Source organism: Shinella sp. G-2 (assembly GCF_050172695.1).
Lineage (GTDB): Bacteria > Pseudomonadota > Alphaproteobacteria > Rhizobiales > Rhizobiaceae > Shinella.
Window position 1 is genome coordinate 31,706 of the sequence record NZ_JBBEYH010000020.1, and the last position, 24,420, is coordinate 56,125.

Consider the following 24,420-nt stretch of genomic DNA (forward strand, 5'->3'; position numbering starts at 1 on the left):
ACACCTCTCATTTTAGCGTTTAAGCATACACCCTATCGCGCCATTTCAGATCATTTCAGCCCTAATAGGTGTTTTGTACGGCGCACATTCATTGCATAGCGGGTGCGGCGATCTAGCGATGCGCTCGTAGAGAGCCCAGCCAATTCATGACGTCGACAGCATCGGTCACATCGGCGTATTTTTGCTGAATATCGTACAGACTTGCATCATGCGGTGACTGCGCCCGATCGGCGCAACAGTCGCGCGGCACCAGAACGTTGAAGCCGGATTGTACAGCGTCAACGACCGTTGCCCGCACGCATCCTGACGTCGTTGCCCCCGTTACTACGACGGTATCGACACATGCAGCCGTCAGTAGCGAGGCAAGTGAAGTGCCGTGAAATGCCGAGGCACCTTTCTTAGTTAAGATCAGATCTTCCGGTCGAACCCCGGTAGTTTCATCGATCTCGACCAGACGGCTGCCCTCAAGCAACGCCGACATACCCGACGCCTTCCTGAGCCAGGCAACGTTACCCACCTCACTTGGATGATATGAGATTGTAGTAAAAATCACGAGATATCCAGCGTCGCGCGCAACATCCGCTATACGGCGCGTCATCGCGATCTCGGTGCTCATATCAGCCGCAGTTGGGTACTGTTTATCGGTGAACCCGTACGTGAAATCGACAATCACAATCGCGGGACGCGAACCCCGCTCCACTGGTCGGCCGAAACCAGCCGCTTCGTATACTTCTTCCTGCGACATCGCGCGTCTCCTACTGTGTCCGAGATGCACCGCATTTTGAGGTGCATCTCGGACTTGATCTTTATCGTTCCATTTTCATGTCCGGCACGACGATATCCCCATCGATGACGATCGGTGCGTCATCAAGGAAGAGCGAGCAGTTGCGCATCGGGATGTCGAGGTGGCAGTGTGTGTCGTTTGGACCGCCAAGCTCGTTATTAGGGCCGGTCGAGAACATAACGTTTCCGTAGAACGAACGCGGCTCCATGCCCATGCCGCCTGGAAAGGCGCCCGGCACGAAGTTATGCCATTTTGCCTGGGGGTTCATGCCCCAGCCGACATGGCTCATGCCGTAACCTTTCGGATCCGCGAAAGACTGCATGTAAGACTTGACGATTTCGGCATCGAGGCCGCCACGGATGTCGGTGATCCAGCCCTTCTCGATTGTGTAAATGATGGGCTCACGCACATAGGTGTTTTGCGGCAATAAGATATCGCCCGGCGCGACTACGATCTGGCCGTCGACGCCATCGTCGTCGCCGCCGGTGAAGACAAAGCCAGACGGCCAGTGGTCCCACCGGCCTGGTTGGTCCGTGCACGCGTACTCCGTGATCGTGGGATAGGTGTTCAGCTTGTATGTAACGTCGGTCCCGTGCTGCGACGTGATCCGCATAACCTTGGCTCTCGAGAGGATCTCGCCACCAATTTCCACCTTCTCCCGCAGTTCCTTGTAAGGAAGCATGCGAGCCAGAAGTTCAGGCGGCTCAACCGCTGTCAACACGCGCGTACCGGCGGCCTGGATCGCCATCTGCTCCGGTGAGAACAGCAGGAAGATGCAGTCGATCAACATGTCGCAGTTCTTGAGGGCCTCAACGGCATCTGGCATCGCGGCAAGACCGGTGACGCCAACATTCCAGCCACCCGTCGGCAAGGGCGCCGGCAGGCGCATGTGGTACATGTTCGCGCCAAGACGTTGGCCAGCGGCAAGAAACGCATTTGCATAGTCCAGTCGTTCATTGCCCTGCGTGAGCACGACAAGGCGCTCGCCGTCGCGCACGCCGGACATCTTCAACTGGTGGAGGCAGATTTCGGTGAAACTCGTGTGGTCCATTGCTCAGAATCCCTTTTTTTGAAAACTATGCTGCAAAGTCCATGACTGCGGCGAGAAAGCCCTCCAGGTCGTCCCACGGGATCATGTGCCCCGCGCGCTCGACCGTTCGCACCTCGACTGCCGGTACGAGGCGCTTGATCTCCTCGACATCGGCCGGCTCTATAACCGCTGCACCGCCTGCTACCACCAGGCGCATCGGTAGGCGGAGCGCAGGCAGATCGGCGTGGATGTCATCGGAGTGAAACCCGTCGAAGGCGGTGCGGATCGCGTCCAGTTGGCAGGTGTGCAGCCACTCGGCACGAAGGGCGAGCTGTTCTTCGCTCCAGCTCGGACAGAAATGTTTCATCTCCTCCGGCGAGCAGCCGCGCTGGGCGAGCAGGATCGAGTCCTCGTACCAGCTCCATGATGCCGGATAACCCCGTCGGCCTGGCCCACTGACGGGTGGATCGACCAGAACCAGCCCCGAGAAGCCCGACGGACACATGCGAGCGGCACGTATCCCGGTTCGCGCGCCCATCGAATGCCCGAGCAGGATCGGTCGGTCGAGGCTCGCCGCTTCAGCGACCCGAACGGCGTCCTCTGCCATGGCATCGAGCGAGAAGTCGAGCGCACCGCCTTGTGACAAGCCACGCCCACGCACGTCAAGCACATGCACGTCGAACCTTGCGGCCAGCCGTTCGGCCACAAAGCCCCAAGTGATGGCCGGCGACGTGATGCCAGGAATGAGCAGCACCTGCGGTCCCGGCCCCTCATAGTGGAGCAAGTGCTGGCGAATGCCGTTTGCATTAACGTTGTATCCCCGAGCCAATGCGCCCTCCCCTTAATAGGCACCGGAAAGCAGCGTGCCGCCACCCGGAATGCGCGTCTCGAGGTCGAGCGCCTTCAACAGCGACCACGTGGTGGCGATCGCCGCCGTCAAGACCGGTTTACGAGTCACCGCTTCCGCTTCGGAAACAGCCGCAAGCGAGGGCATCTGAACGCAGGCGGACAGCACGATGGCATCGACATCGCTCGTGTCCATCGAACGGACAATGCCGGGCAGCTTCATCGGATCGTGTGCGGCCACCGCGAGGTTGTCGGAAATTTCGAGCGCGCGCCATACGCTGACCTCGATGCCTTCGTTGCGGATGTAGTCCACAACGAGCTCAGTGAGCGGCTTCATGTAAGGCGCGACGAGCGCGATCTTCTTCGCGCCAATCGCCTTGATGCCCTCGACCAGCGCTCCGGCCGACGTCACCACCGGCGCCGGATTGCCGTTGTCGACCGTTGCCTTGTGCAGGCGCTCCTGCGACTGGCGATGATAGCCATGCCCCATTGCCATGATTGCTACCAGACAGGCATAACCCATCACGTCGACGCGCGCATCCGACAGTTCGAGCGCACACCGGTCGCTGTCCCTGTCCATGGCCTTCAATTCCTCGGCGGTTACATGCTTCATCCGCATGCGAGACGAGTGGAACGTGAAACGCTCTGGCGATACGAGCTCTCTGGCTCGCAACAACGCGGGTATCTCGGTTTCCATCGTAATGTTGGAGCTTGGAACGATCTGACCAATACGAAAGCGCTTCATTTGCAGGCCCCTTGTTTCGAGTAGGTTTCACCACATTAATTATTCAAAGAAAGAATTACAAGTCAAAAGTGGTTTGGGCCCATGAGGGACTCGACGCTTACCAAACCCACTGCCTGCGCCTTAAGCTCTAGTTTACCGCTCTTCTCACGTAACGTATTGTTTTCACCTAATTTTTGTCTGGATATGTGATTTCGCCGCGGGTGATAGAGCCGCGGCATGGAGTCGCCACTCGGGCCACAGAAAGCCGCGGTACCTTGATGACACTTGCCACGCATTTCAACTTAATATACCCTTGAATAATTACGTTCGAACCCACCTTGTTGGGGAGTGGCGGCGCGAGAGTGGCTGCTTAAGCGGCATCCGAGAGGCTATTCTCCAATCCGAACGCCCATTTGCATGGACGGTGATCCTTTTTTGCACTGGAGGAAGTGTTAGGCGCACAGTTCGGAGCCGAGATTTGGAGGGGGCGCTGTCTTTCATGTCGGCGAAGAGCGTGAAATACGCGCGTTGTGCGTGAGAGCCAAGAGGAGGTCAGAAATATGAAGCCGCAATTTTCCACAGAATACCCGAGATGGAGAACGGTTATAGCATGTCCCTTGCCGTAAGGGCGGGCGACTATGTATTCATCGGCGGTTTGACAGCCACCGATAACGCAGGGAATGAACTATTTGCCGAGGACGCCGGTTCTCAGATGAAACGTATATATGAGATACTCGGAGAAGTGCTGCGAGAATTTGGTGGGACGCCTCAGGATATCGTAAGTGAAGTAATATTTTACAATGTTGGCGCGAAAGAATATACTGAACAGCTCTTTCCCCATCGGCAAGCATTCTATGGGCAACAAGGCCCCTCGGTTGTTGGCATGCAGGTGGTCGGTTTTATAAGCCCAGCAATTCGTGTGGAGACCACAGCCGTCGCATACCTGCCACGGTCGCGCGAGCCATGAACTAGCAGCGCGTTAGCCCCGAGGAGCGCCCGGCCCATCGGACGCCAGCGATCAGTTTTGTCAATGCTCTGGCCGCAGTCCGCTAGAAACAAGATCACGAGCCGCCAGTGTCGTCCAAGTTAGCGGCGACTAATTCAGCTCCATTTTGGTGCGTACCTGCAAAGGGCTGCCAATAGATCAAAGTCTTTCGAGATGCAGTCTCGTCAAAACGGGCTTGCTCCAGCTGATCGGTACGCCTGCCCATCTATAAGCCCGCCAAAAAGTCCAATAGGAGGAAAGAAAGGTGACAAACTTCAACATGCTAATAAACGGCCGTCTAGTGCCGGGTACCGGAGAAATGCCGGTCATCGACCCGTCCACTGCCGAAATGTTTGCGACAGCACCCTACGCCAGCACCACACAACTCGAAGAGGCTGTGAGATCAGCAAGGAACGCCTTTCCTGATTGGGCCGCAACATCGTTAGAGACCCGCCGCGCCTGCTTACTTCTACTGGCGGACAGGCTAGAGCAGGAGGTCGACTACTTTGCGCGGCTTCTTACGCGTGAGCAAGGTAAACCTCTGGCGGAGGCGACGTATGAGGTCGGCGCGACGATCCGCGGCATCCGCTATTTCGCAACGTACGAGACCTCACCGGAAATACGCAGCCATACGCGGGGCAAATATGAACTGCACCGCGTTCCGTTGGGTGTGATCGCTTGCGTTACGCCGTGGAATTTTCCGATGCTTCTCGCCAGCAATAAGTTCGGTGCCGCCCTGATCACCGGAAACACCGTGATTTTGAAACCTGCGCCGACGACGCCGCTAACCTCGCTAGAGCTGGGGCGACTTGCCGAAGGTATTTTTCCGCCCGGCGTCTTCAACGTAATCTCCGATCGAAACGATCTCGGCGCAAGACTCACCGACCACCCGGATGTTGCAAAGATCTCGTTCACAGGCTCTACAGCAACGGGCAAAAAGGTGATGGCTAGCGCTGCCGGCACGCTAAAACGGGTAACACTCGAACTCGGTGGGAACGATGCAGCAATTGTCCTGGACGATGTAGACATTGATCAAGTCATCCCCGGGTTGGTCTCCGCGGCATTTCTTAATGCCGGCCAAGTCTGCGTCGCGGCCAAGCGCATATATGTTGCAGGCTCGATTTATGATGAATTTGCCGCGAAGTACGCAATCGCTGTGCAAAAGCTGAAACTTGGCTGCGGCCTGGACGAGGACGTCAACCTTGGCCCTCTCCAGAACCTCGAGCAGTTCGAGAAAGTCAAAGAGTATCTCACCATTGCGGAAAAAGATGGCATCATCATCGCTGGCGGACGGGTAGCCAACAGACCAGGATACTTCATTGAGCCGACGGTCGTTCGCGACATTACGGACGGCTCGCGGCTGGTGGACGAGGAGCAATTCGGACCAGTGGCGCCGCTGATTTCCTTCACCGATGATGACGACGCCATCAGCCGCGCCAACGCGAGTCCATTTGGTCTCGGTGCGTCGATTTGGACCAGCAATCTTACGCGCGCGCGCGCACTCGCCATGAGATTAGAATCGGGAAATGTTTGGATCAACCAACACCAGGCACTCGCTCCGGATATTCCCTTTCCCGGAGCTAAGGAGTCCGGAATTGGACTGGAAGCCGGGCCGGAGGGTTTTCACGAATTCACACGCGTACAAATCCTCAACGCAGCTTAACTCATAAAAGTCGACGCAGGAGAAAGCACATGACAGAAAAGATATATGATGCAATCGTCGTAGGTGCCGGGTTTTCCGGTCTAGTTGCGGCACGGGAACTGTCGGCACAGGGCAGGTCGGTGCTGATTATCGAAGCCCGTCACAGACTTGGCGGCAGAACGCACGTCGTAAATTTCCTGGGTCGTCCCGTCGAGATAGGCGGTGCCGGCGTGCATTGGTGCCAACCGCACGTTTTCGCTGAGATGCAGCGCTACGGCTTCGGATTTAAAGAAGCTCCCTTAGCGGACCTGGATAAGGCTTACATGGTATTCGCGGACGGCCAAAAAATCGATGTGCCGCCTGCAACTTTTGACGAGGAGTATACCACCGCGTTCGAGAAGTTCTGCAGCCGCTCACGAGAGTTGTTCCCGCGGCCGTATTCGCCTTTGGACAATCACGAGGTCTCCAATCTTGACGGCGTGTCTGCCCGTGATCATCTCGAATCCCTTGGGTTGAACGAGTTGCAGCTAGCCTCCATGAATGCGGAGTTAACGCTTTATGGCGGCGCCCCAACCACTGAACTTAGTTACCCGAGTTTTGTTAAGTTCCACGCGCTTGCCTCTTGGGACACGATAACCTTCACTGACTCAGAAAAGCGATACCACGTGCAAGGCGGCACAAATGCACTTTGCCAAGCGATTTTCGATGACTGCCGCGCAGACTCTGAGTTTGGTGTGCCTGTGGAAGCTGTCGCGCAGACGGACAACGGTGTCACGGTGACTCTTGCGGATAAGAGGGTGTTTCGCGCGCTCACATGCGTGCTTACCTTACCGACCAAAGTTTACGCAGATGTTCGTTTCGAACCACCACTACCACCCGAAAAGCGCGCATTTATCGAACACGCCGAGATGGCTGACGGTGCGGAGCTTTACGTCCATGTACGCCAGAACCTTGGTAACACATTCACTTTCTGTGATGACCCTAACCCATTCAACGCTGTGCAAACTTACGCATATGATGATGAACTTGGGACGATCCTCAAGATCACGATTGGCCGGCAATCGTTGATTAACCTCGAGAATTTTGACGCGATTGCTGCCGAAATACGCAAAATCCACGGCGACGTCGAGGTACTTGAAGCGCTACCATATAATTGGGCAATGGATGAGTACGCCCGCACGAGCTACCCCGCCATGAGGAAAGGTTGGTTCTCTAGATACAAGGACATGGCAAAACCGGAGAACCGTCTATTCTTTGCTGGCTCTGCCACTGCGGACGGATGGCATGAGTATATTGACGGTGCGATAGAGAGCGGAATCCGAGTCGGCCGGGAAATTCGGCACTTTATGAAGGCGACCGCTTAATATTTATGCCTGGGCTCCGTGCTTGACGGAGCCCAGGCATAAGGGCCCCACTCTAGAAGGTCCCTATTTCATCTTGCGTTAACGTGTCACATTCTGCAAAGCAACTTTATTTGTCTGCCTCGATCGAGGCAATAATTTGCTCCACGATTTTCTTTGCCTTACCATTGAACTTTAGCGACTTAACTTCTTCCAAATTTGCTGGCTCTCCGGCAACGATCGCGCCGATCATGCCCATCGCAAAGTGCGGGGTGCACTGGTAGACGTACACGCCAGGGACATCAATCTTAACTGAAATCTGATTGTTGATCTTGCCATTCCATGGCATTGCCCCATCAGGAATGGCATTCTTGATAGAGGCGCTGTTGTGCCCCTTATCTTTCAGGATAAATGTGACTGTGTCGCCGGGCTGGACGTGTAGAACCCTTGGTTCAAACGCCATGACTGTTCCGTCGGCCGCTTTGTTTGTCATTTCCACTTGGTGATCTGCAGCCCACAATACAGTAGGAAGCAGGAGTGCAGACGCTGCAGAAAATACTATGGTGTGAAAATTCAAGAGTTCTTCCTTATGATTGTAAGAGCCGCTGGGCAACGGCTCTTAACTGTCGGCGCGCCGAGTTTCTATACTAACGACAGTTCCTTGATCGGTAGGGACCTAATCCTCGGTCCGCCAGCGTCAGCGATGGCGTTAACCAAGGCGGCAATCGTGATTGGAACGGCATCCTCCCCAACGCTCTGCGGCGAGCCCTCGCTTGGCAGCAGATTTATTTCGATCTCCGGCACCTGAGCGATGCGAAGGATCGGGTAATCATAAAAATTGTTCTGCTGCACCTGGCCGTTCTCCAAGGTGATCTCGCTATAGAAGGCGTTCGTCAAGGCGTACGAGATGCATCCTTCAAGCTGCTGCCTTACAATATCCGGATTGATGATAGTGCCAGCGTCGATGGTAATCGCGACCTTATCTACACGGACGGAGGCGTCCTTGATCGTTACGTCCACCACCGCCGCCTTCGAGGACGACTCGTAGCCAAGGTAATAAGCGGTGTCGCTCACCGCTATGCCTCGGCCCGAGCCATTCTTTGCGCGCCCACCCCAGCCAGCTTTCTCGGCAGCCGCATCGAGGACCCGACGCAGAGTCTTTGAGCGTGCGACTGCGATGTCGTACTGCTCAAGGTCCTTCGGGATGAGGGATGGGTCGAGCAACGCCCTATACAAATCAACGGAGTCCTTATGTGCCAATACCGCCAGTTCGTTGAGAAAGCCGAAGTTCATCCACAAGTGCTGCGTCAACCCCACCCCCCTCATCCATCCGAACGGAATGGGTGTAGTCTTGTCGCGTTGGTAGGCAATATGCATGTTAGGGAAGAAGAACGGAAAATGCGTTCCACCATAGGACTGTAACGCCGCCTGTGCGCTAGCGATCCGGCACGACCAGGTGTCGATGTTTCCATCTTCGTCGAGCGCACCTGCGAATTTCACGACTGTAAGCGGTGTATAAGTGCTGTGCTTGATGCATTCCTCTCGACTCCAAAGCACTTTCACCGGCGTTCCTGACATTGCTTTGCCGATCTGAACTGCCTGATAAACGAAGTCGTTCTGGACACGTCGGCCAAAACCGCCGCCGCACTGCATCAGGTTGAACTTTACGTTCTCCGGCGCCAAGCCCGTCAGTTCAGTCGCAATTCGATGCGCATCGTCGGCATATTGGCTCCCGGCCCACACGGTCGCTTTGGATTTCTCAATTAGTACTGTGCAGTTAAGCGGCTCTAAGGGCGCGGGATCCATGAAAGGAAAAACATATTCAGCTTTCAGTGATAGCTTAGCTTCTTTGATCCTTTTGCCGACGTCACCCGTCTCAACCAAGACAGGCAACTCACCACTTGCCTGCGTGGAAAGCGCTGTCTTCAACTTATCTGACGTCAAACCAGCATGGGATCCGCCATCCCACTCAATCTCCAATGACTCCAGCGCGGATTTGGCTTCCCACCAGCTATCAGCGACAACGGCGACCGTATCATCAATATTTACCGCCGCCGCCCAGAGATCGGGGTCCTCTCCATCCGGTACAGGCGAATTGTAGCCGACAAATCCGCCTTTAATTTGGACGATCTGAGGATTACCAGGCAAGTCCTTCAGTGCCTCGTCGTCGACCCGCACCAACTTACCGCCAAAGACAGGGGATTGCTGCACGGCGGCGTAGCGCATACCTGGCAAATCAATATCAATGCCGTAAACAATCTCTCCGCGTGTTGCAGGCACAGTACTTAAGGGGGATATCGGCTTGCCAATGAAGCGTCGATCGGCAACCGATTTGTATACGACCTTCTCAGCTAACGGAGGGGTCAGCTTAACCGCTGCTGCGGCAACGTCGGCATAATTTACGCTGCGGCCGCTCTTGCCATGGTGCACTTGATTCCCACCAGTCGTCAGCTCTTCCGTCGGGACCGAAAGGCGTTCTGCGGCCGCTTCAAGGAGCATGGCCCGCACTTGCGCTGCCGCGAGCCGCGAGGGTGCAAAGAGATAATGTGCGGACAAACTTCCAAGTGTCGTGGTCCAGACGTAGGGCGTGCCGCGAGCCTTGCTAATGGCGGGATCGTAAAATGCCACAGACATCTTTTCCCAGTCTGCATCCAACTCTTCGGCAAGCATCTGCGGAATTGTCGTCGTTACGCCTTGCCCTACTTCGGTTTGCGGAACCGTGTAGGTCACTGTGTTGTCCGGGTTGATGACGATCCAGGATAGTATTTCCACCCCTTCGGTTGCTGGCGCGGTACTTGACTGCGCGCCTGAGCGGGTAATCGGGAAGAGCACCGCCCCTGCAAGTGCTCCCGTGCCAAGTAGAAATGCGCGACGATTGACAGAGACGCTCATTGAGCTGCTCCTTTCAGCATAGCTGCAGCGGCATGAATGGCCGCGCGGATGCGAGGATAAGTGCCACACCGACAGATATTGGTGAGCTCCCTATCGATGTCCTCGTCTGTCGGCGAGGGGTTCTTGGCCAAAATATCGGATACGGCCATGATCATGCCGGACTGGCAATAGCCGCATTGCGGCACGGCATGCTTGATCCATGCCTGTTGAACCGGATGGGAATGATCAGCGCTCAATCCTTCGATCGAAGTCACCGATCCCCCCGCAACACTTTCGACGGTAGTTATGCAGCTTCTTACGGCCTCGCCGTTGAGATGAACGGTGCATGCACCGCACTCGCCGACGCCGCAGCCGAACTTCGTGCCCTTAAGCTTGAGGTAGTCGCGAACGACCCAAAGCAGTGGCGTAGCCGGATCGACATCGACCGAACGCGCGCTGCCATTAACAGTAAAATCGACTTTCATTTTTTTCACCTCCGGAGTGTGGTCCCGTTTGTCGCAGATCGTCTTTTGTGGCAGTTTGCCAAAATTATTCACAATAGTAAATACATTTGGTTCCTCTCTAAACGCGCGACGGATACGAATAGAATGGTGAAGAAGATAGGCATCGAAAATTCGACATTTGGCCCTACATTGACGGGATTAACGATTCCGGATAATTCCACACTCGCCTAAATTAAGTGCGTAAGCCTGTGGTCATGTGTGTTTCCATGAAACGGAATCAGGCTTTTAAAAACACGGAATGTGCATGCGCAAACAACCCCACCAGCGCCGCCGGCCTGGCCGCCCCTCGCATGATGGTGACCTTAAAGAGACTATCCTGGACCACGCCGAGATTGCTTTTGCGGAGCGGGGATACTCTGGGGCGAAGACGCGCGAAATAGCGGCGAATGCTGGGGTAAATCAAGCGCTTATCCGCTATTATTTTGGAGACAAGGAATCGCTTTTCGATGAAGTTTTCCGGCGGCGCGGGGGTATATTGTCAGGTACCCGACATGTTCTGCTCGACAAATTGCTGGAAGAGGCTGAGCGCCCAGCTGTCGAGGCAATCGTAAAGGCCTATCTGCAGCCCCAGTGGGACATGAAGTACAGCAACGAGAACGGCGCTTCTTTTGTACGCCTGCAAGCCCGTCTGCATGCCGAGCAAGAGGAGCACGCTCTCCGCCTACGCCGTGAGGTTTATGACGCCTCTGTTCGACGATACATTGACGCTCTCCAAACCGCGATGCCTGGCATACCGCGTGATCTTTTGAGCGTACGCATGGCGTTCCTAGTAGGCACCTACATGTTCATGCTGAACGACCTAGGCCGTATCGGCGACCTGACAGAAGGAAAGGTCTCATCGCTCAGTAAGGAGGCTATGCTCGAGAACCTCGTCGCCTTCCTCTCTGCGGGGTTACGGGCGCCGGCCAGCTAAGTTGATTGGCGTAGGCTACAATCGAGGACTGACGCGGGTGCTTAGCCACTCCGCATAGGCTGGCTGGCCCATTTCGAGAGGTTGATCTGGCACCCCCGCCAACGACCCGCCCAGAATTGGCGGATCGAGGGAGCATTCAAGGCGGAGCCGCGTCGGTCTTTCTCAGTGTCTGAGAACGACTTTTCCGCGAGCCCCTGCCGCCACCGCGTTATGGGCCGCACCGATCTGATCCAAGGTCAGGGTCTTGGAAATCGGGATCACCAGCGATCCGCTGACGGCGGCGACCAGCACTGTGTCGAGCATGGCCGCGTCGGTGCGGTGGTAAATTTCAAAGATCGTAACCCTGTTGCCGGCATTGGCGCCTTCGGGTACTGGAACGATGCTCGCAACCTTGCCGCCGTCGCGAACATTGCCGATGAGGTGGTCGGCCACCGGGCCAGCGGTGCTGATCGCATAGTCGAAGCTCGGGCGTGCGGTGGGAACCGTGATATCGAGCACCTCGCCAGCCAGTTCCTGACCTTCGTGCAGCCGTTCTGGCCTGACGCCGGCAACCGGCATTGCGCCGATCTCCTGGAGATATTGGATGGCGGAACGTCCGACCGTGCCAAGGCCGCCTGAAACGAGGACCCGGTCTCCAGCCTTAACGTCGATCGCCTCGACGGTCTGCCGGCCGGTAAGGCCTGCCTTCACCAACGAGGCACCCTGCTCGAAACTCAGGCCTGCCGGCAGTTTCGCCACGGATGTGGCCGGAACCACTCCGAATTCTGCATGCGCCCCTTTGCCGTTTGCCGCGAAGTCGGCGACAACCCGCTCTCCGACCACGAAGCCGGTCACGCCTTCGCCAAGTTCGGCGATGGTGCCGGCGGCGTCGCCGCCGAGCACTGCCGGCAGTTGAAGCGGAATGAATTGGGCCATGTAGCCCTGGCGGAGAATAAGGTCGAACGGATTGACGGCGGATGCCTCGATCTTGATCAGGACTTCGCCGGGTCCGGGGGCCGGTGTCGGAATATCCCCGATTTCGAACTGATCGACATCACCGTAGGATTTGAGAAGTGCGGCTTTCATTTGTGGCTCCATCTATCGTTTCGTGTGCGCGAGGGACCCGCCGCCCGACGGCAGCCAAGCCCCTGCGTTTCCGGATGGCGGCCGTCTCAGGCCATGGCGGAACGACGAGCGCTGTCGAGCGTCCACGCGCCACCGCCATTCGCGGCGATGAAGAGGAAGATAAAACAGTACAGGATCGCCGGCTCGCCCATATTCAGGGACGGCCAGAAGCCATAGGGCGTGTGGACCATGAAGTAGGCGATGGCCATTGTGCCCGAAGCAATGAATGCCGCGATGCGGGTCTGATAGCCGACGATCATCAGGATCGAGGTGATCACCTCGATGACACCGGCGATGATCATGATGGTCGGAAGCGGATAGGATACGCCCTGTACAGGACCCGGAAACTGAAGCAACTTCATCGTTGCGTGCTCGAGGAACAGAAGGGCCGCCATGATGCGCAGGGCCGTGAGGGCGTAAGGCGCCCATTTGCTGATATTGGTCATTGAGGTTCTCCAAAGAAGTTTTTGTCAGCGATTAGGCGGCGGAAGCCGCCTTCTTGAGCTCCATGTTTTCCTTCCAGAGCCTCATCGAAATTGCGAACACGCCATCGACGTAGTTCCGGTAGACCGTCATGCCGGCCGGATCGCGGCCCGTCTTGGCGGCAAAAAATTCAATGATGTCGTCGGATTCTGCGATGTAGCGGCCGGGCTCAAGCTGGGCGGCGGGAAAGCTCACCTTGTCGAGATGCGATTGAAGCTCCGCCCGGATCGTTTCCTCCTGCTCCGTGCCGGGCACGAAATTGCGGCTTTCGACTTCCGAGGCCAGTCCCGTTTCCAGAAGGAACAGGCGGACCTTGAGGCAGAAGGGGCAGTTTTCCTTGAGGTAGATGACCGGTTTGAAGGTTTCGCTGGTCATTGCGCGTCTCCATTTGATTGCGGGGCTGAGGGGGCGTGTCCGAAGCGGAAGCTCGATGCGGTGAGCCCGCCTCCGAAGTCTTTCTGGTGATAGGTGGTGGCGCCCGGTTCGTCCTCGGCGGCGCCGACCACCACCATCAGCGGGATGAGGTGGTCCTCGCGCGGATGAGCCGCGCGGGCAGCGGGCGCCAACTCCCATTCGATCAGCCGCTCGGTGCGCTTGTCGGATGGCGAATTGACCAGCGTCTCCTGGAGCCAGGCGTCGAAACGGCGGGACGGTTCGTATCCCCAGGTGCCGCGCATGGCCGACAGGTTGTGATAGCTGAGACCGCTACCGATAATCAGGACGCCTTCATCACGAAGGGGAGCGAGCGCCCGGCCGACATTGATGTGCAGTGCCGGATCGTAGCCCGCATCCAGCGAAAGCTGGACCACCGGAACATCCTCGTCCGGATAGAGTGGCTTCATGATGCTGAAGGTGCCGTGATCGTAGCCGCGCGTCGGATCAAGCGCCGCTTCGATAGCCCTTGCGCGCAGCAACCGCTGTACGCGATTGGCGAGGTCCGGCGAGCCCGGGGCTTTGTAGGTGATGTGATAGAGGTGCTCCGGAAAGCCGTGGTAGTCGTAGACCATGCCGGGCTCCACGCCCGAGGAATGGCAAAGCCCTTTTGCTCCCAGTGGCCCGAAACTACCAGGATCGCCTTCGGCTTGTCGCCGAGTTCGGCGCGCATGTCGATTAGCGACTTCTCCAGCACGTCGAACATACGGCGGAACTCGCCTGTCATGTATGGCCAGGGACCGCCGCCATGGCTGATGAAATAAGTCGGGAGTCGAGAATCGGTCACCGGATTATCCTTCACAACATACCGTGAATGCCGCGGCTCGTGGCGCCGTTGGAAAAGCGAGCCTCCGACGACGCCTGTTGAGGAAGAGTTTGATTTTTTCTCAGTCGTTGATCAATGTGACATTTATTGAAGAACTATTTCCTGGATGTTGATGATCGATGGATACGTTGACGAGCCTGCGGGTGTTCTGCACCGTTGCGGAACTGAAAAGCTTTACTTCTTCCGCCACTCGCCTCGGCATCTCGCCGGCTATGGCGAGCAAACATGTGATACAGCTCGAAAGCCGGCTGGGGACGCGCCTGCTCAACCGAACTAGCCGCCGTGTCAGCCTGACGGAAACTGGACGGCTCTACTTCAATCAGACCAGGCAGATGCTCGAAGGGTTGGACGAGGTGGAGGCGGCCATCGGCAATGTCATGGTGGCGCCCCGGGGCACACTCAAGCTGAGCGCGCCGGTATGGACGGCAAGCGCCTACTTTGCCGATATGCTGGCAGAATATAAACGGCGTTATCCCGACGTCTGCCTGGACGTGGATCTAAGCGGCCGGATCGTCAATCTGGTGGACGAAGGCTTCGACCTAGCCTTGCGGGCAACCACGCGCGATCGGCTGGATCCCGGCCTCGTCGCCCGCCCGCTGGCCGATGTCGAGTTCATCCTGCTGGCCTCGCCTGATTACCTGAAGCGAACGGGACGGCCGCGAAGTATCGCCGAACTCAATGGCCACGCGATGCTTCGCTACAGCGGCGTCAACCTGGGCGAGAGCATGTCGCTGGAAGGGCCCGAAGGCCGGCAGAACGTCACGTTCCGCAATGTGATGCTGAGCGACAACGAGACCGTCCTGTACCTCGCGGCCCTTCGGGGAATGGGTCTGGTGTTCCTGCCGAAATGGATGGTGGACGAGGATATTGTCGCCGGCCGGCTGGAGACGGTGCTTCCATTTGCGCTTGGCTTCAGCAGCACGCTTCACGCCGTCTACCCAAGCCGAAAATACCTTTCAGCAAAGGTCCGCACCTTCATCGACTTTATGACGGCGAACTTGCAGGGACTAGAAAAAACACCCTTACGCAGTTAGCCTATCCGAATTCACAGAAATACAGAAATCGCCGAATTTTGCCCCCCATAATCGCTTAACGCAGTTTCCGACGATCCTTAATCGCCACTTAGATTCTCCCTCGGTTGCTACCGACGCCACAAGCGCGAGTGCGCACCTACACCTACGACTGGCATCGAATATCGATGCGTCAAGATCGATTTGTGTGGCTCGTTATCACCGTTTTGGTAGATCACCCACCTTTCTGCTTGAAAATTCCACATCACGAAGCTGCGGCGCGTCCTATCGAATTAACAATTCCTATTGTGATTAATTTTGTTTCAACGGGACGCTGGGACGTGTATTGTCCCCTCATTGAGCGTGCGAGACATCAAGCGAACGAGAATATAGGCGTGTGGTAGACTGCATGTCCGACTGCGCAATCGATTGCCAGGCCTGACGCGGATGCAACTACCGAAACTAACAGTCATAAATGCAGAAGAGCGCCCGTCATTCATCAGGCTTCTCGGTTCCCGCCGGTAGATTGCCACGATAAGCACTTGCGGCGCTAACAGAAGTACGCCGTCCGCTCGCTCGCAAGACGGTAGCGATAAGGGGAGCGGCTGCCACTTCCTCGACGCTGCGCCAGGTCGCACACACTCGATTCGCGAACCTAAATTGTTTGGTTTTGTAAGGGACCATTATGCTCACGACTTCGAATGAATTGCCCTTAACGTCACCGACTAGAGCAGTCATGACCGACGATCCAGCCGAAATCCTCTCATTGGCGGCTTCTTGGCTGCGAGAAGGAGACGTTGCTCTAGCAACGCTTATCGAAATCCGCGGTGGTTCCGCCCGGTCGCTAGGGTCCCAGATCGCCGTTGCCTCAGACGGCCGCTTTTGCGGCTACATATCGGGCGGTTGTGTGGAAGCAGCGGTCGCTTTTGAAGCAATGCTGGCTATATCACAAGGTCGGGACCGTATGATAACGCTTGGCGAAGGTTCGCCCTACTTTGACATCGTACTACCGTGCGGTGGCGGCATCAAAGTTGCGATTCACCTCCTGCGAGGAATGGGCGAGATACAATGCACTCTGGAGCGCCTCACAAAAAGGGTTCCGACAGCACTCAGTTACTCTCCGGGCTCCCAGACCCTCACGGTTGCCGATCCGCCGGCCATATCTGGGTGGGACGGAGAAAGTTTTCTAGTTAAGTACGTCCCGTCGCGCCGGATCGCCCTGTCTGGAAACGGGATCGAAGCTGAAACACTTTCTCGGATTGCAGCAGCATGCTCTTATGATGTCGTTTCCATTGTTGATGCCGGCCGCGACTTAGAAGGCTTGCTTGACAACTTCACCGCCGTTGTCTTGCTTCACCATGATCTCGAGCGTGAACGTCCAATCCTCCGCGTTGCTTTAAGATCTAGCGCATTTTATATCGGTGCTCTAGGGAGTGCCCGTACACACCAGAAACGTCTGGAACGACTGCGAGATGACGGGGTGGAAGACTCCGAGCTCGAGCGCATCAGGGCACCGATTGGAATGTTTGGGCCAGCAAGAGAGGCAAACTCACTGGCTCTTTCCATCCTTGCAGACATAGCGGCTAGACAAATAATTGCGGATAAATAGCTACCTTTCGCTGTTTCGACGTCGAGATATCCCGTTGTTCTGAGGTGGCCCGATTATGTCAGTGCATCGGACCGCCTGCCTTAATGTGCTCCGGCGTGCAAATTTGGTTCTGACTCGAATTGGTTGATTTTGAAGATTCAGGTGGCTTTGGTTTTCAAAGGGGGATCAGTGCCATACGCGCTCGGTTTCGCCTTTCCATTCTCACCCCGCCCGGTTTGGCGGCAGAACAGGTTTGTAGACGTCTCTCCCAGACCCTGACCTGTATTGCTCAAGTCTGGCCAGCATCCGAAAACGAAGCCCTCATGCCCTGGAACTTCGTATGCACCGCCTACATTATCGGCGGCGGTTGCAGTAAAGGACCTGCAATCAGGAAGTAATACGCCGCCTCGCTGACCTCGACTCTTTGGCCTTCCCAAAGCGCGGTGAATCTGAATCTCTGGTGCAAACCGGAGGTCTGCGATGCGATCAGGGATTTCGTTACGGGCGGATTTTGCTGGGGCCGACCTGCAGCGACTGGCGCGGCAGACGAAGGACGCAGCTCAGGCACGACGTTTGTTGGCACTGGCCTTGATCTACGATGGAGGCTCGCGTTCCGATGCCGCCCGCCTCGGCAATGTGACGCTCCAGATTGTCCGGGACTGGGTCATGCGCTTCAACGAGCGCGGCCCCCAAGGCCTGATCAATGGCAAAGCTCCTGGTCAGCAGTCGCGGTTGAACGATCAGCAGCGTGCGGCCTTGGCGCAGGCCATCGAGCGTGGGCCAACACCCTATCTCGACGGCGTTGTTCGCTGGCGTCTGTGCGATCTGGCGCAATGGCTTTGGGAAGAGTTTCGTGTTTCGGTGAGCGAGCAAACGCTGAGCCGTGAAGTCCTGACCATGGGCTATCGCAAGCTGGCTGTCCGGCCCAAGCATCACGCTCAAAACCCTCAAGCCATTGAGGATTTTAAAAAAGTTCCCTGCCGCAGTGGCAGAGATTGCCGCTGGAGCGGCCCGAGGAAAACGCATAGAGATTTGGTTCGAGGATGAGGCCCGTATCGGGCAGAAGAACAAGATCGAGCGCCGTTGGGCCAAGCGTGGAACACGGCCTTCAGCACCGCACGATCAGCGCACAAGGTCGGCCTACATCTTCGGCGCAATCTGCCCGAAGCTCGGCAAGGCGGCGGCGCTGGTCATGCCATGGTGCGACACCTACGCAATGACCCAGCATCTGGCCGAAATCGCCCGTCACGTCGATGACGACGCGCACGCGATCCTCATCATGGATCAGGCAGGCTGGCACATGTCCAACAATCTCGTCGTGCCCGAAAACATCACCATTCTGCCTTTGCCGCCGAAATCGCCGGAGCTGAACCCGGTCGAAAACCTCTGGCATTTCATGCGCGACAACTGGCTATCAAACCGCGTGTTCAAATCATACGACGACATCGTCGATCACTGCTGCGATGCCTGGCGCTGCCGCATCGCTTTTCACCGTGGCTTGGACGTATCACACCGGCCATGCCACGGCACGTGAAGAGAGCGATCGAGTTCATGATCGCCAACATTGCGGAGCCTTTGACGCTTGATAAAATTGCCGCCGTAAGCGGAGTGAGTGAGAGGGCCCTTCAGATGGGCTTTCGGCAATTTAAAATGACGACGCCGATGGCCTATCTGCGATATCTGAGGCTTGAGGCCATGCATCAGGATCTCAAAGGTGGTCAACCCGGCATGGAACTGAAGGAGGTTGGCTTAAGGTGGGGGTTCCTCCACATGGGACGCATGGCAGCCGAATATCGCAGCCGATATGGCGAACTACCCTCAGAAACCTATAAACGAGCTCACGGAATGAATCACTGAACCGCTTCATCTTAGCGAGAAGTGTGCAAACGCGGCAACGCGCAGGGCCGCAACAGTGGTTTGCTGCACTATTGGGCGGAGAACTGCTCAATGAGCCACCGACCCGCCGGTCCGAGTGCACGGCCATTCTGATGTGCAATGACGAGGGGAAAGCCAGGCATTCTGGCGGATCCCTCCCAACGGTCAAGTTCCAATTCCACTAGTCGACCTGCGGCAATATCGTCTACGACAACAGACTTCGGCATAGATCCCCATCCGACCCCTTCCAAGATCAGTCTGTGCTTCGTTTGAACATCGCTAACGCGCCAGTGATTGACCGCGTGAACCCCGTAGTCGCGCCCCTTATCCGTTCCAAGCGCGGTGCCCAATACCAGTTGTGTGCAGTCAAGCAACATCGCCGCATTCAACTTTCCTCTGATCTTGCCTAGTGGATGGCCGGGTGCTGCAACCGCAATAAGGTCGACCCATCCGCATTGATGCCGCTGCAACTCCTTCGATAGTGGTTCATGCTCAGTCAGTAGTCCGATATCGGCGCTACCTTGGCATAGAGCTTCGATGGCAACGGAAAAGGAGACCGTCGATAGATGGACGCAAACGCGCGGGAAGCGCGTGTTGAACGCACCAAGGATCCGGCCGACAGGAACCTCCGTCGCGTAAGGTACCATGACGAGCGAGATTTCTGCCTCCAACCCCTGAGCGATACCGTGGGCATGCTGGCGCCAGTCCGCAATGTCGTGCAGGATGCGCCTAGCTCTGGGGAGCAAAGCAATTCCGGCCTCAGTCAACGTTGGGCGGTATGTTGACCGGTCAAAGAGTGCAAGCCCGCTTTGCTCCTCAAGCTTCTGTATAGCGTAGGTGATCGCCGATTGCGCCCGGGACAACTGTCGTGCGGCGGCGGCGAAACTGCCTTTCTCGACAACTGTCACGAAGACCGTGAATTGATCGATCGTCAGGGCGTCCATGGTGACTATCCCTCTCGCCGAGTGGTGAAGCTATTTTTGTGCATGTCATTCCAATTTTTTGAACTAGATGCTCGAAATTTAACTCATTTTTTTGAAGGGTATTCACAGTTATATGTCGTTTCCCAAAGCTGCACGCGCCGCGCCAGAAGTCTCGCCAATACGATCGTAAGCGCGGGGCCATGCAGGCGGCCCCGGGAAAAAGGAGACAGTAGCAACTATGGCCAGCACCGACTACTTCGATCACAACACTGCTCCCATTCAAATAGGTCTGGTTACACTTAAAGTGCGAAATCTACCACTCGTCTCAACCTTCTATCAGGAGGCACTCGGGCTTGAAGTGTTGTCGACCGGACCGGGCCAAGCCCTCCTAGGCGTGGACGGCTTCGCACTCCTCAGGCTTTCCGGTGACCCTAGCCTTGCTCCCCATGATCAACGAAACGCCCGTCTTTACCATGTCGCTTTCGCTCTGCCGAGCAGCAGGGATCTTGCACGATGGCTTCTTCATGCGATTGAAAAGCGGGTGCCGCTGCAGGGCACCTCGGACCACCACACGCACGAGGCGATCTATCTTGCCGACCCGGAGGGCAATGGCATTGAAATTTATGCTGACCGCCCGATGGCGCATTGGCAGGCGCAGGATGGCACGATCCTGACGACCAGTACTCCTCTCGACATCAATGATCTATTGGCTGCAGCCAATCTGACTTCCTGGCAGGGGCTGCCTTCGGGCAGCGTTATCGGCCATGTCCATCTTCGGGTGGATCAAACAGGCAAAGCCGAGCATTTTTTCGGCAAGGTTCTTGGCTTTGAAGTGTCATTGCAACTCCAGGGAGCATCCTTCTTCGCGCGGGGTGGCTACCACCATCAAGTTGCCTGCAACAACTGGGGCGGGCAATCCTTTGCAGGGCATCGTCAGAAAATGACAGGTCTGGAAACCTTCGAGATCATTGTGCGGCACAAACAAGAACTCCCACGGATCGCCGAGCGGGCAGAAGCCTCAGGAATCTACGTCGAATGGAACGAGAGCACTCTTTCGCTGCGCGATCCCTGGGACACTACGATCGTTCTGAAGAGTAAGGAAGGAGCAGATGCGCCTCAATGCCAAGTGGTCGAAGGCTGAAAACGCGAAGGTGCCGACGGATAGAGGGGATTGGCCGCCGAGCCGAACCGCTACAACTTCTAAAATAGTTGCGTTTAGTCTTGTCCATGGGCGGCTCCCTTCGTTTGAGATCTTAACAACCTCACTCTGGCACATTTCGATGCCGTTCGGGGCCGTCCACCCCAACACATGAAGGATGTGCTGGTGGCCCCCCTGTCCTTTTCCTTCAGCACCTGGACCGTCGTCTCGTCACCATGGATCAGCGGTTGCGATCTGAGCCGCCGTTTCAGCGCGTCATAGATGCGAGAGTGATGCCTCTCGCTCGAGCCGATCACCCAGTGACCCAGAGCACCACGGCTGACAGGAACGCCGGCGCGCTCGAAGGCCTGCGCCAGACGGTAGGGCGGTGTGCCATCGACATATTTGTGGACCAGTGCAAATGCCAGCGTCGAGGCCGTGGCGATGCTGCCCGGCAAGGGCTGCGCGGGCATTGGCGCGAGAACGACAGGCGTGTTGATGCCGGTCCGGTCGCAATGGCGGCAGGCGTACTTGAACCGCACATTTTGCAGGACCTTGGCCTTCACCTCGATATGGAGCTGCTCGGTGACGGCCTCACCCATGCGATGCATCTGATGACGGCAGCAAGGGCAGGCCTTCTGGTCGTCGGCAAGGTCATACTCGACACGCTCGCGCGGCAGGTGTTCCGGCAGGGGCTTGCGGCCACGCTTCTTGCCCTCCGGTTTCTCGATCGTCGCAAAACCGGTTTCCGGCAGGTCGAGACCTCGCCATCTTCTCCGCTGGCGTCGTCTTCATCGGCAACCTGCTCGGCTTCATCGAAGAACATGCTTTTCGCTCTTCGGCGCAAAACGATGCAGCCGCGCCAGCTCCAACTCTTCCTCGAGCTTGACCACGCGGGCGCTGAGCGCTTCTTCCTCAGCTTTCAGCGCGGCGATTTCGGCAGCATTTGCCGCCAACTGCGCCATCAGTTCTGCAACGCTTGGTTCGCCGGTTCGATTCATCGGATTCTTGAATCTGAACCGCACCACCGCGTCAACCGCAGAAGTTCAGAGTCGTCAGCCGGCGATCTGATATTGCCGCACAGGGTTGCGCACCATGGCGTCGATATCGATGCCGTCGAGAATTCAGTGAAGCTGCTCAGTCGAAAGCGTCACCACCGCCGTCTCCCGGCATGGCCATCTGAACCGATCTTCGGTCAATCGCTTCAGGACCATCACAAAACCGGACCGATCGAAGAACAGGAGCTTCAGCCGGTCACGGCGGCGATTGCAAAAGGCAAAGACCGCAGGCGCAAACGGGTCGAGCTCCATCGTCTCCTGCACTAGGACCGCAAGGCTGTTGATGCCGGCGCGGAAGTCGATCGGTTCGCGGTGCAGGTAGACCTTGAGATCAGCGTCCAGTCTGAACATGGCCCAATGCTCCAATGACAGCCGTCAACCCATCCACATCTCTGCATTCCAGCGAAAGCTTCACGCCGTTTGGCAGCAATGCGCTGATTTCGGATAAACCTGACGGATGGCCCGTCTTCTCCAGTGATGCTCGTTGTTCTTCATCACACGTGACCGACATATCCAGCGAGCAGGTCCCGACAGGCAGGCTGCCGTCTACTGCCACGACCGGGATAAACGCCGAGCGTGGAGATACAGCCAGGGAGCCAGACTCCCTGGCCTCCTTGACACACTTGCGCAGTAGGTTGGCATTGATCCCATGCGTAAGCGCAAGGCCGGATATCGACACACCAGGTTCAAGGCAGGCCGCAACAAGCCGCGCCTTTGATCCTGGATCGTAGCGGCGTCGACCATCGCGCCCCACATGCCGCACACGCAGTTTCTGCTCTTCGTCACTCATATTTGGTGTCCACCTATTTTTAATGGACACTTCATGCGGCAGAGGCATCAACGAGAAAAGGCGCATGGAAATGAGCGCTTAGTGCGGCTGCAAAGCCGATGAAAGATAGTTGATGAAGGTTCAATACGGAGAAGAAGTGGCGAATCACTCTGACCCCGAGTCATGCGGGGCACATCGCGAGGTGTGCGTCGAAGCGTTGACAGTGGAAACCGGCAGGCCGGCCATTGAGCCGCGAAATGATCAATTCGGATGCCGACGCTGTTAAGCGAAGGAACGCGGATCGAGCTCACGCCTTCCAAGCTCGATCAGAACCTCGGGGCCTCCGCATCGTCGAGCTGCAAGCTAAACAGGAGACGATCGACATTCGTTCAGGAGAAGCTTCGCGCAAAGTTTGACGGATGCCGGAGGGTATTGATCGCAAACCCGGAGCCGTCAGAGAAAAGTCCACGCAACGCCGCAATCACAAGTCGATTCGGCTGCGAGCACTCGTTCCATGATTTTTCTGTGGCCTCCTTGACTAATCCGGGAAAACGCTGCCGCTGCCGACAGTTCCCGTACCCGAACCGAGGACAATCGTCGCTGCGCGACGAGACATGTCCACTGTGAGACGCAATCAGAACTTCGGCGGCGTCTGGCCGGCTTTGCGACAGGCCGCGATGACCGTATTGGCCATCAGCATGGCAATGGTCATCGGTCCGACGCCGCCCGGAACCGGCGTGATGACGCCGGCAACTTTGGCAACCTCGTCATAGGCGACGTCGCCGACGAGGCGCGACTTCCCCTCGCCCTTTTCCGAAGCCGGGATGCGGTTGATGCCGACATCGATGACGGTGGCTGCTGGCTTTACCCAATCCGCCTTGACCATTTCCGGGCGACCGACGGCGGCAACCAGGATATCGGCATTGCGGCAGACGCCGGCAAGGTCCTTGGTGCGCGAATGAGCGGTCGTGACAGTCGCATTGGCGGCAAGCAGCAGAGCCGACATCGGCTTGCCGAACAGGTTGGAGCGGCCGATCACCACCGCATTGAGACCGGACAGGTCCTCGCCATGGGTGCGGCGCACGAGGATCATCGCGCCGGCCGGCGTGCAGGAGACGAGACCGCCATCGAGATCGCCGGTCGCGACCTTGCCGGCATTGACGACATGCAGGCCGTCGACATCCTTTTCCGGCTTGATCGACTGAATGATCGGATCCGAATTCAAATGCCTGGGCAGCGGCAGCTGGACGAGGATGCCGTGGATGGTCTCGTCGGTGTTCAGCGTCTCCACGAGCGCGGCCAACTCTTCCTGCGTCGTATGTTCCGGCAGCGTATGCTGGATGGAGTTGAAACCGCATTCCTTCGACATGCGGCTCTTGGCGCCGACATAGGCGTGGCTTGCCGGATCATCGCCGACGATGACGACGGCGAGACCGGGCTTGACGCCGGCCTCGTTCTCCAGGGTCACCGTCGCGGCCTTCACAGCGTCAATCACGGAAGCGGCAACCTGCTTCCCATCGATAACTGGCATCCGATGTATATCCTTCGCTGACAT

Annotated in this window: 23 protein-coding genes and 2 pseudogenes; 9 read left to right on the plus strand and 16 right to left on the minus strand. The window is 57.0% G+C overall.

Annotation, left to right across the window (positions count from 1 at the left end; translation table 11 throughout):
* Nucleotides 1-112: 112 nt before the first annotated feature.
* The 4 genes from V8U06_RS22230 to V8U06_RS22245 all read right to left on the minus strand — a co-directional run bounded on the left by V8U06_RS22230 (nt 113) and on the right by V8U06_RS22245 (nt 3,357).
* The gene (locus V8U06_RS22230; RefSeq protein ID WP_427142553.1) at nt 113-745 is read right to left on the minus strand and encodes an isochorismatase family protein; all 633 of its coding nucleotides are present in this window, start codon (nt 743-745) and stop codon (nt 113-115) included.
* Nucleotides 746-806: 61 nt separating this feature from the next.
* Nucleotides 807-1,835 (minus strand): leucyl aminopeptidase, encoded by a 1,029-nt coding sequence (locus tag V8U06_RS22235; protein ID WP_024899993.1) that lies wholly within the window; start codon nt 1,833-1,835, stop codon nt 807-809.
* Between the two features lie 25 nt (nt 1,836-1,860).
* Nucleotides 1,861-2,643: an alpha/beta fold hydrolase gene (locus tag V8U06_RS22240; protein ID WP_035209863.1), complete on the minus strand. Its 783-nt coding sequence runs from the start codon at nt 2,641-2,643 to the stop codon at nt 1,861-1,863.
* 12 nt (nt 2,644-2,655) lie between these two features.
* Nucleotides 2,656-3,357, minus strand: coding sequence for a maleate cis-trans isomerase family protein (locus tag V8U06_RS22245; protein WP_145926120.1), 702 nt, complete (start codon nt 3,355-3,357; stop codon nt 2,656-2,658).
* Nucleotides 3,358-3,976: 619 nt separating this feature from the next.
* On the opposite strand from V8U06_RS22245, the gene V8U06_RS22250 reads away from it, so the two are divergent.
* The 3 genes from V8U06_RS22250 (at nt 3,977) to V8U06_RS22260 (ending at nt 7,375) form a co-directional block, all read left to right on the plus strand.
* Nucleotides 3,977-4,351 carry a Rid family hydrolase gene (locus V8U06_RS22250; RefSeq protein WP_427142554.1) on the plus strand — a complete coding sequence of 125 codons (375 nt, stop codon included), beginning with the start codon at nt 3,977-3,979 and terminating at the stop codon, nt 4,349-4,351.
* Nucleotides 4,352-4,634: 283 nt separating this feature from the next.
* On the plus strand, nt 4,635-6,032 hold the full coding sequence (locus V8U06_RS22255) for an aldehyde dehydrogenase family protein (protein WP_427142555.1): 1,398 nt from the start codon (nt 4,635-4,637) through the stop codon (nt 6,030-6,032).
* Nucleotides 6,033-6,061: 29 nt separating this feature from the next.
* A complete protein-coding gene (locus tag V8U06_RS22260; RefSeq protein WP_064334256.1) occupies nt 6,062-7,375 on the plus strand; it encodes a flavin monoamine oxidase family protein in 1,314 nt (437 codons plus the stop codon).
* Between the two features lie 106 nt (nt 7,376-7,481).
* Here V8U06_RS22260 and V8U06_RS22265 read toward each other — a convergent pair whose 3' ends face one another.
* From V8U06_RS22265 to V8U06_RS22275, 3 genes are all read right to left on the minus strand, one after another.
* Entirely contained in the window at nt 7,482-7,913 is a 432-nt protein-coding gene (locus V8U06_RS22265; RefSeq protein WP_427142584.1) for a pseudoazurin, read from the minus strand.
* Nucleotides 7,914-7,993: 80 nt separating this feature from the next.
* A complete protein-coding gene (ndhA, locus tag V8U06_RS22270; protein ID WP_084438676.1) occupies nt 7,994-10,243 on the minus strand; it encodes a nicotine dehydrogenase subunit alpha NdhA in 2,250 nt (749 codons plus the stop codon).
* Nucleotides 10,240-10,707, minus strand: a complete 468-nt coding sequence (locus V8U06_RS22275; RefSeq protein WP_024900002.1) for a (2Fe-2S)-binding protein — start codon at nt 10,705-10,707, stop codon at nt 10,240-10,242. The genes ndhA and V8U06_RS22275 overlap by 4 nt, the downstream gene beginning before the upstream one ends.
* A gap of 283 nt (nt 10,708-10,990) precedes the next feature.
* Here V8U06_RS22275 and V8U06_RS22280 point away from each other — a divergent pair, with 283 nt between their 5' ends.
* Complete coding sequence (locus V8U06_RS22280) at nt 10,991-11,659, plus strand: TetR/AcrR family transcriptional regulator (protein WP_427142556.1); 669 nt, start codon at nt 10,991-10,993, stop codon at nt 11,657-11,659.
* 162 nt (nt 11,660-11,821) lie between these two features.
* Here the strand turns inward: V8U06_RS22280 and V8U06_RS22285 are convergent, their stop codons facing one another.
* The 4 genes and pseudogenes from V8U06_RS22285 to V8U06_RS22300 all read right to left on the minus strand — a co-directional run bounded on the left by V8U06_RS22285 (nt 11,822) and on the right by V8U06_RS22300 (nt 14,465).
* Nucleotides 11,822-12,724, minus strand: coding sequence for an NADP-dependent oxidoreductase (locus V8U06_RS22285; RefSeq protein ID WP_064334260.1), 903 nt, complete (start codon nt 12,722-12,724; stop codon nt 11,822-11,824).
* A gap of 86 nt (nt 12,725-12,810) precedes the next feature.
* Nucleotides 12,811-13,209 carry a DoxX family protein gene (locus V8U06_RS22290; protein WP_024900006.1) on the minus strand — a complete coding sequence of 133 codons (399 nt, stop codon included), beginning with the start codon at nt 13,207-13,209 and terminating at the stop codon, nt 12,811-12,813.
* Nucleotides 13,210-13,240: 31 nt separating this feature from the next.
* On the minus strand, nt 13,241-13,621 hold the full coding sequence (locus V8U06_RS22295; protein ID WP_024900007.1) for a glutathione S-transferase N-terminal domain-containing protein: 381 nt from the start codon (nt 13,619-13,621) through the stop codon (nt 13,241-13,243).
* Nucleotides 13,618-14,465 (minus strand): annotated as a pseudogene (locus V8U06_RS22300) (DODA-type extradiol aromatic ring-opening family dioxygenase). Before V8U06_RS22300 ends, V8U06_RS22295 begins: the two are co-directional and overlap by 4 nt.
* 158 nt (nt 14,466-14,623) lie before the next feature.
* Between V8U06_RS22300 and V8U06_RS22305 the strand changes: the two are divergent.
* The 4 genes from V8U06_RS22305 to V8U06_RS22320 all read left to right on the plus strand — a co-directional run bounded on the left by V8U06_RS22305 (nt 14,624) and on the right by V8U06_RS22320 (nt 18,959).
* A complete protein-coding gene (locus tag V8U06_RS22305) occupies nt 14,624-15,538 on the plus strand; it encodes a LysR family transcriptional regulator (protein ID WP_035209847.1) in 915 nt (304 codons plus the stop codon).
* Between the two features lie 712 nt (nt 15,539-16,250).
* The gene (locus tag V8U06_RS22310; RefSeq protein WP_243016886.1) at nt 16,251-17,123 is read left to right on the plus strand and encodes an XdhC family protein; all 873 of its coding nucleotides are present in this window, start codon (nt 16,251-16,253) and stop codon (nt 17,121-17,123) included.
* 459 nt (nt 17,124-17,582) lie between these two features.
* A protein-coding gene (locus V8U06_RS22315; RefSeq protein WP_427142557.1) for an IS630 family transposase occupies nt 17,583-18,636 on the plus strand; the annotation gives its coding sequence in 2 pieces (ribosomal slippage) (nt 17,583-18,076 and nt 18,075-18,636; 1,056 coding nt in all).
* 17 nt (nt 18,637-18,653) lie between these two features.
* Entirely contained in the window at nt 18,654-18,959 is a 306-nt protein-coding gene (locus V8U06_RS22320; protein WP_427142558.1) for a helix-turn-helix transcriptional regulator, read from the plus strand.
* 68 nt (nt 18,960-19,027) lie between these two features.
* Here V8U06_RS22320 and V8U06_RS22325 read toward each other — a convergent pair whose 3' ends face one another.
* On the minus strand, nt 19,028-19,921 hold the full coding sequence (locus V8U06_RS22325; RefSeq protein WP_427142559.1) for a LysR family transcriptional regulator: 894 nt from the start codon (nt 19,919-19,921) through the stop codon (nt 19,028-19,030).
* A gap of 217 nt (nt 19,922-20,138) precedes the next feature.
* Here V8U06_RS22325 and V8U06_RS22330 point away from each other — a divergent pair, with 217 nt between their 5' ends.
* On the plus strand, nt 20,139-21,041 hold the full coding sequence (locus tag V8U06_RS22330) for a VOC family protein (RefSeq protein WP_427142560.1): 903 nt from the start codon (nt 20,139-20,141) through the stop codon (nt 21,039-21,041).
* Between the two features lie 152 nt (nt 21,042-21,193).
* Here the strand turns inward: V8U06_RS22330 and V8U06_RS22335 are convergent.
* The 4 genes and pseudogenes from V8U06_RS22335 to folD form a co-directional block, all read right to left on the minus strand.
* Nucleotides 21,194-22,039 (minus strand): annotated as a pseudogene (locus tag V8U06_RS22335) (transposase); the annotation flags it as partial.
* 123 nt (nt 22,040-22,162) lie between these two features.
* Nucleotides 22,163-22,447 carry an IS66 family insertion sequence element accessory protein TnpB gene (gene tnpB / locus V8U06_RS22340; protein WP_243016891.1) on the minus strand — a complete coding sequence of 95 codons (285 nt, stop codon included), beginning with the start codon at nt 22,445-22,447 and terminating at the stop codon, nt 22,163-22,165.
* Nucleotides 22,428-22,886, minus strand: coding sequence for an IS66-like element accessory protein TnpA (tnpA, locus tag V8U06_RS22345; RefSeq protein WP_243016892.1), 459 nt, complete (start codon nt 22,884-22,886; stop codon nt 22,428-22,430). The genes tnpB and tnpA overlap by 20 nt, the downstream gene beginning before the upstream one ends.
* Nucleotides 22,887-23,499: 613 nt before the next feature.
* The gene (folD, locus tag V8U06_RS22350; RefSeq protein ID WP_243016893.1) at nt 23,500-24,396 is read right to left on the minus strand and encodes a bifunctional methylenetetrahydrofolate dehydrogenase/methenyltetrahydrofolate cyclohydrolase FolD; all 897 of its coding nucleotides are present in this window, start codon (nt 24,394-24,396) and stop codon (nt 23,500-23,502) included.
* Nucleotides 24,397-24,420 lie beyond the last annotated feature (24 nt).

Coding starts and splice junctions, on each gene's coding strand:
- V8U06_RS22230 (WP_427142553.1), bottom strand. CDS start 745: ATGTCGCAGGAAGAAGTATACGAAGCGGCTGGTTTCGGCCGACCAGTG.
- V8U06_RS22235 (WP_024899993.1), bottom strand. CDS start 1,835: ATGGACCACACGAGTTTCACCGAAATCTGCCTCCACCAGTTGAAGATG.
- V8U06_RS22245 (WP_145926120.1), bottom strand. CDS start 3,357: ATGGAAACCGAGATACCCGCGTTGTTGCGAGCCAGAGAGCTCGTATCG.
- V8U06_RS22250 (WP_427142554.1), top strand. CDS start 3,977: ATGGAGAACGGTTATAGCATGTCCCTTGCCGTAAGGGCGGGCGACTAT.
- V8U06_RS22260 (WP_064334256.1), top strand. CDS start 6,062: ATGACAGAAAAGATATATGATGCAATCGTCGTAGGTGCCGGGTTTTCC.
- ndhA (WP_084438676.1), bottom strand. CDS start 10,243: ATGAGCGTCTCTGTCAATCGTCGCGCATTTCTACTTGGCACGGGAGCA.
- V8U06_RS22275 (WP_024900002.1), bottom strand. CDS start 10,707: ATGAAAGTCGATTTTACTGTTAATGGCAGCGCGCGTTCGGTCGATGTC.
- V8U06_RS22280 (WP_427142556.1), top strand. CDS start 10,991: ATGCGCAAACAACCCCACCAGCGCCGCCGGCCTGGCCGCCCCTCGCAT.
- V8U06_RS22285 (WP_064334260.1), bottom strand. CDS start 12,724: ATGAAAGCCGCACTTCTCAAATCCTACGGTGATGTCGATCAGTTCGAA.
- V8U06_RS22290 (WP_024900006.1), bottom strand. CDS start 13,209: ATGACCAATATCAGCAAATGGGCGCCTTACGCCCTCACGGCCCTGCGC.
- V8U06_RS22295 (WP_024900007.1), bottom strand. CDS start 13,621: ATGACCAGCGAAACCTTCAAACCGGTCATCTACCTCAAGGAAAACTGC.
- V8U06_RS22305 (WP_035209847.1), top strand. CDS start 14,624: ATGGATACGTTGACGAGCCTGCGGGTGTTCTGCACCGTTGCGGAACTG.
- V8U06_RS22310 (WP_243016886.1), top strand. CDS start 16,251: ATGACCGACGATCCAGCCGAAATCCTCTCATTGGCGGCTTCTTGGCTG.
- V8U06_RS22320 (WP_427142558.1), top strand. CDS start 18,654: ATGATCGCCAACATTGCGGAGCCTTTGACGCTTGATAAAATTGCCGCC.
- V8U06_RS22325 (WP_427142559.1), bottom strand. CDS start 19,921: ATGGACGCCCTGACGATCGATCAATTCACGGTCTTCGTGACAGTTGTC.
- V8U06_RS22330 (WP_427142560.1), top strand. CDS start 20,139: ATGGCCAGCACCGACTACTTCGATCACAACACTGCTCCCATTCAAATA.
- tnpB (WP_243016891.1), bottom strand. CDS start 22,447: ATGTTCAGACTGGACGCTGATCTCAAGGTCTACCTGCACCGCGAACCG.
- tnpA (WP_243016892.1), bottom strand. CDS start 22,886: ATGAGTGACGAAGAGCAGAAACTGCGTGTGCGGCATGTGGGGCGCGAT.
- folD (WP_243016893.1), bottom strand. CDS start 24,396: ATGCCAGTTATCGATGGGAAGCAGGTTGCCGCTTCCGTGATTGACGCT.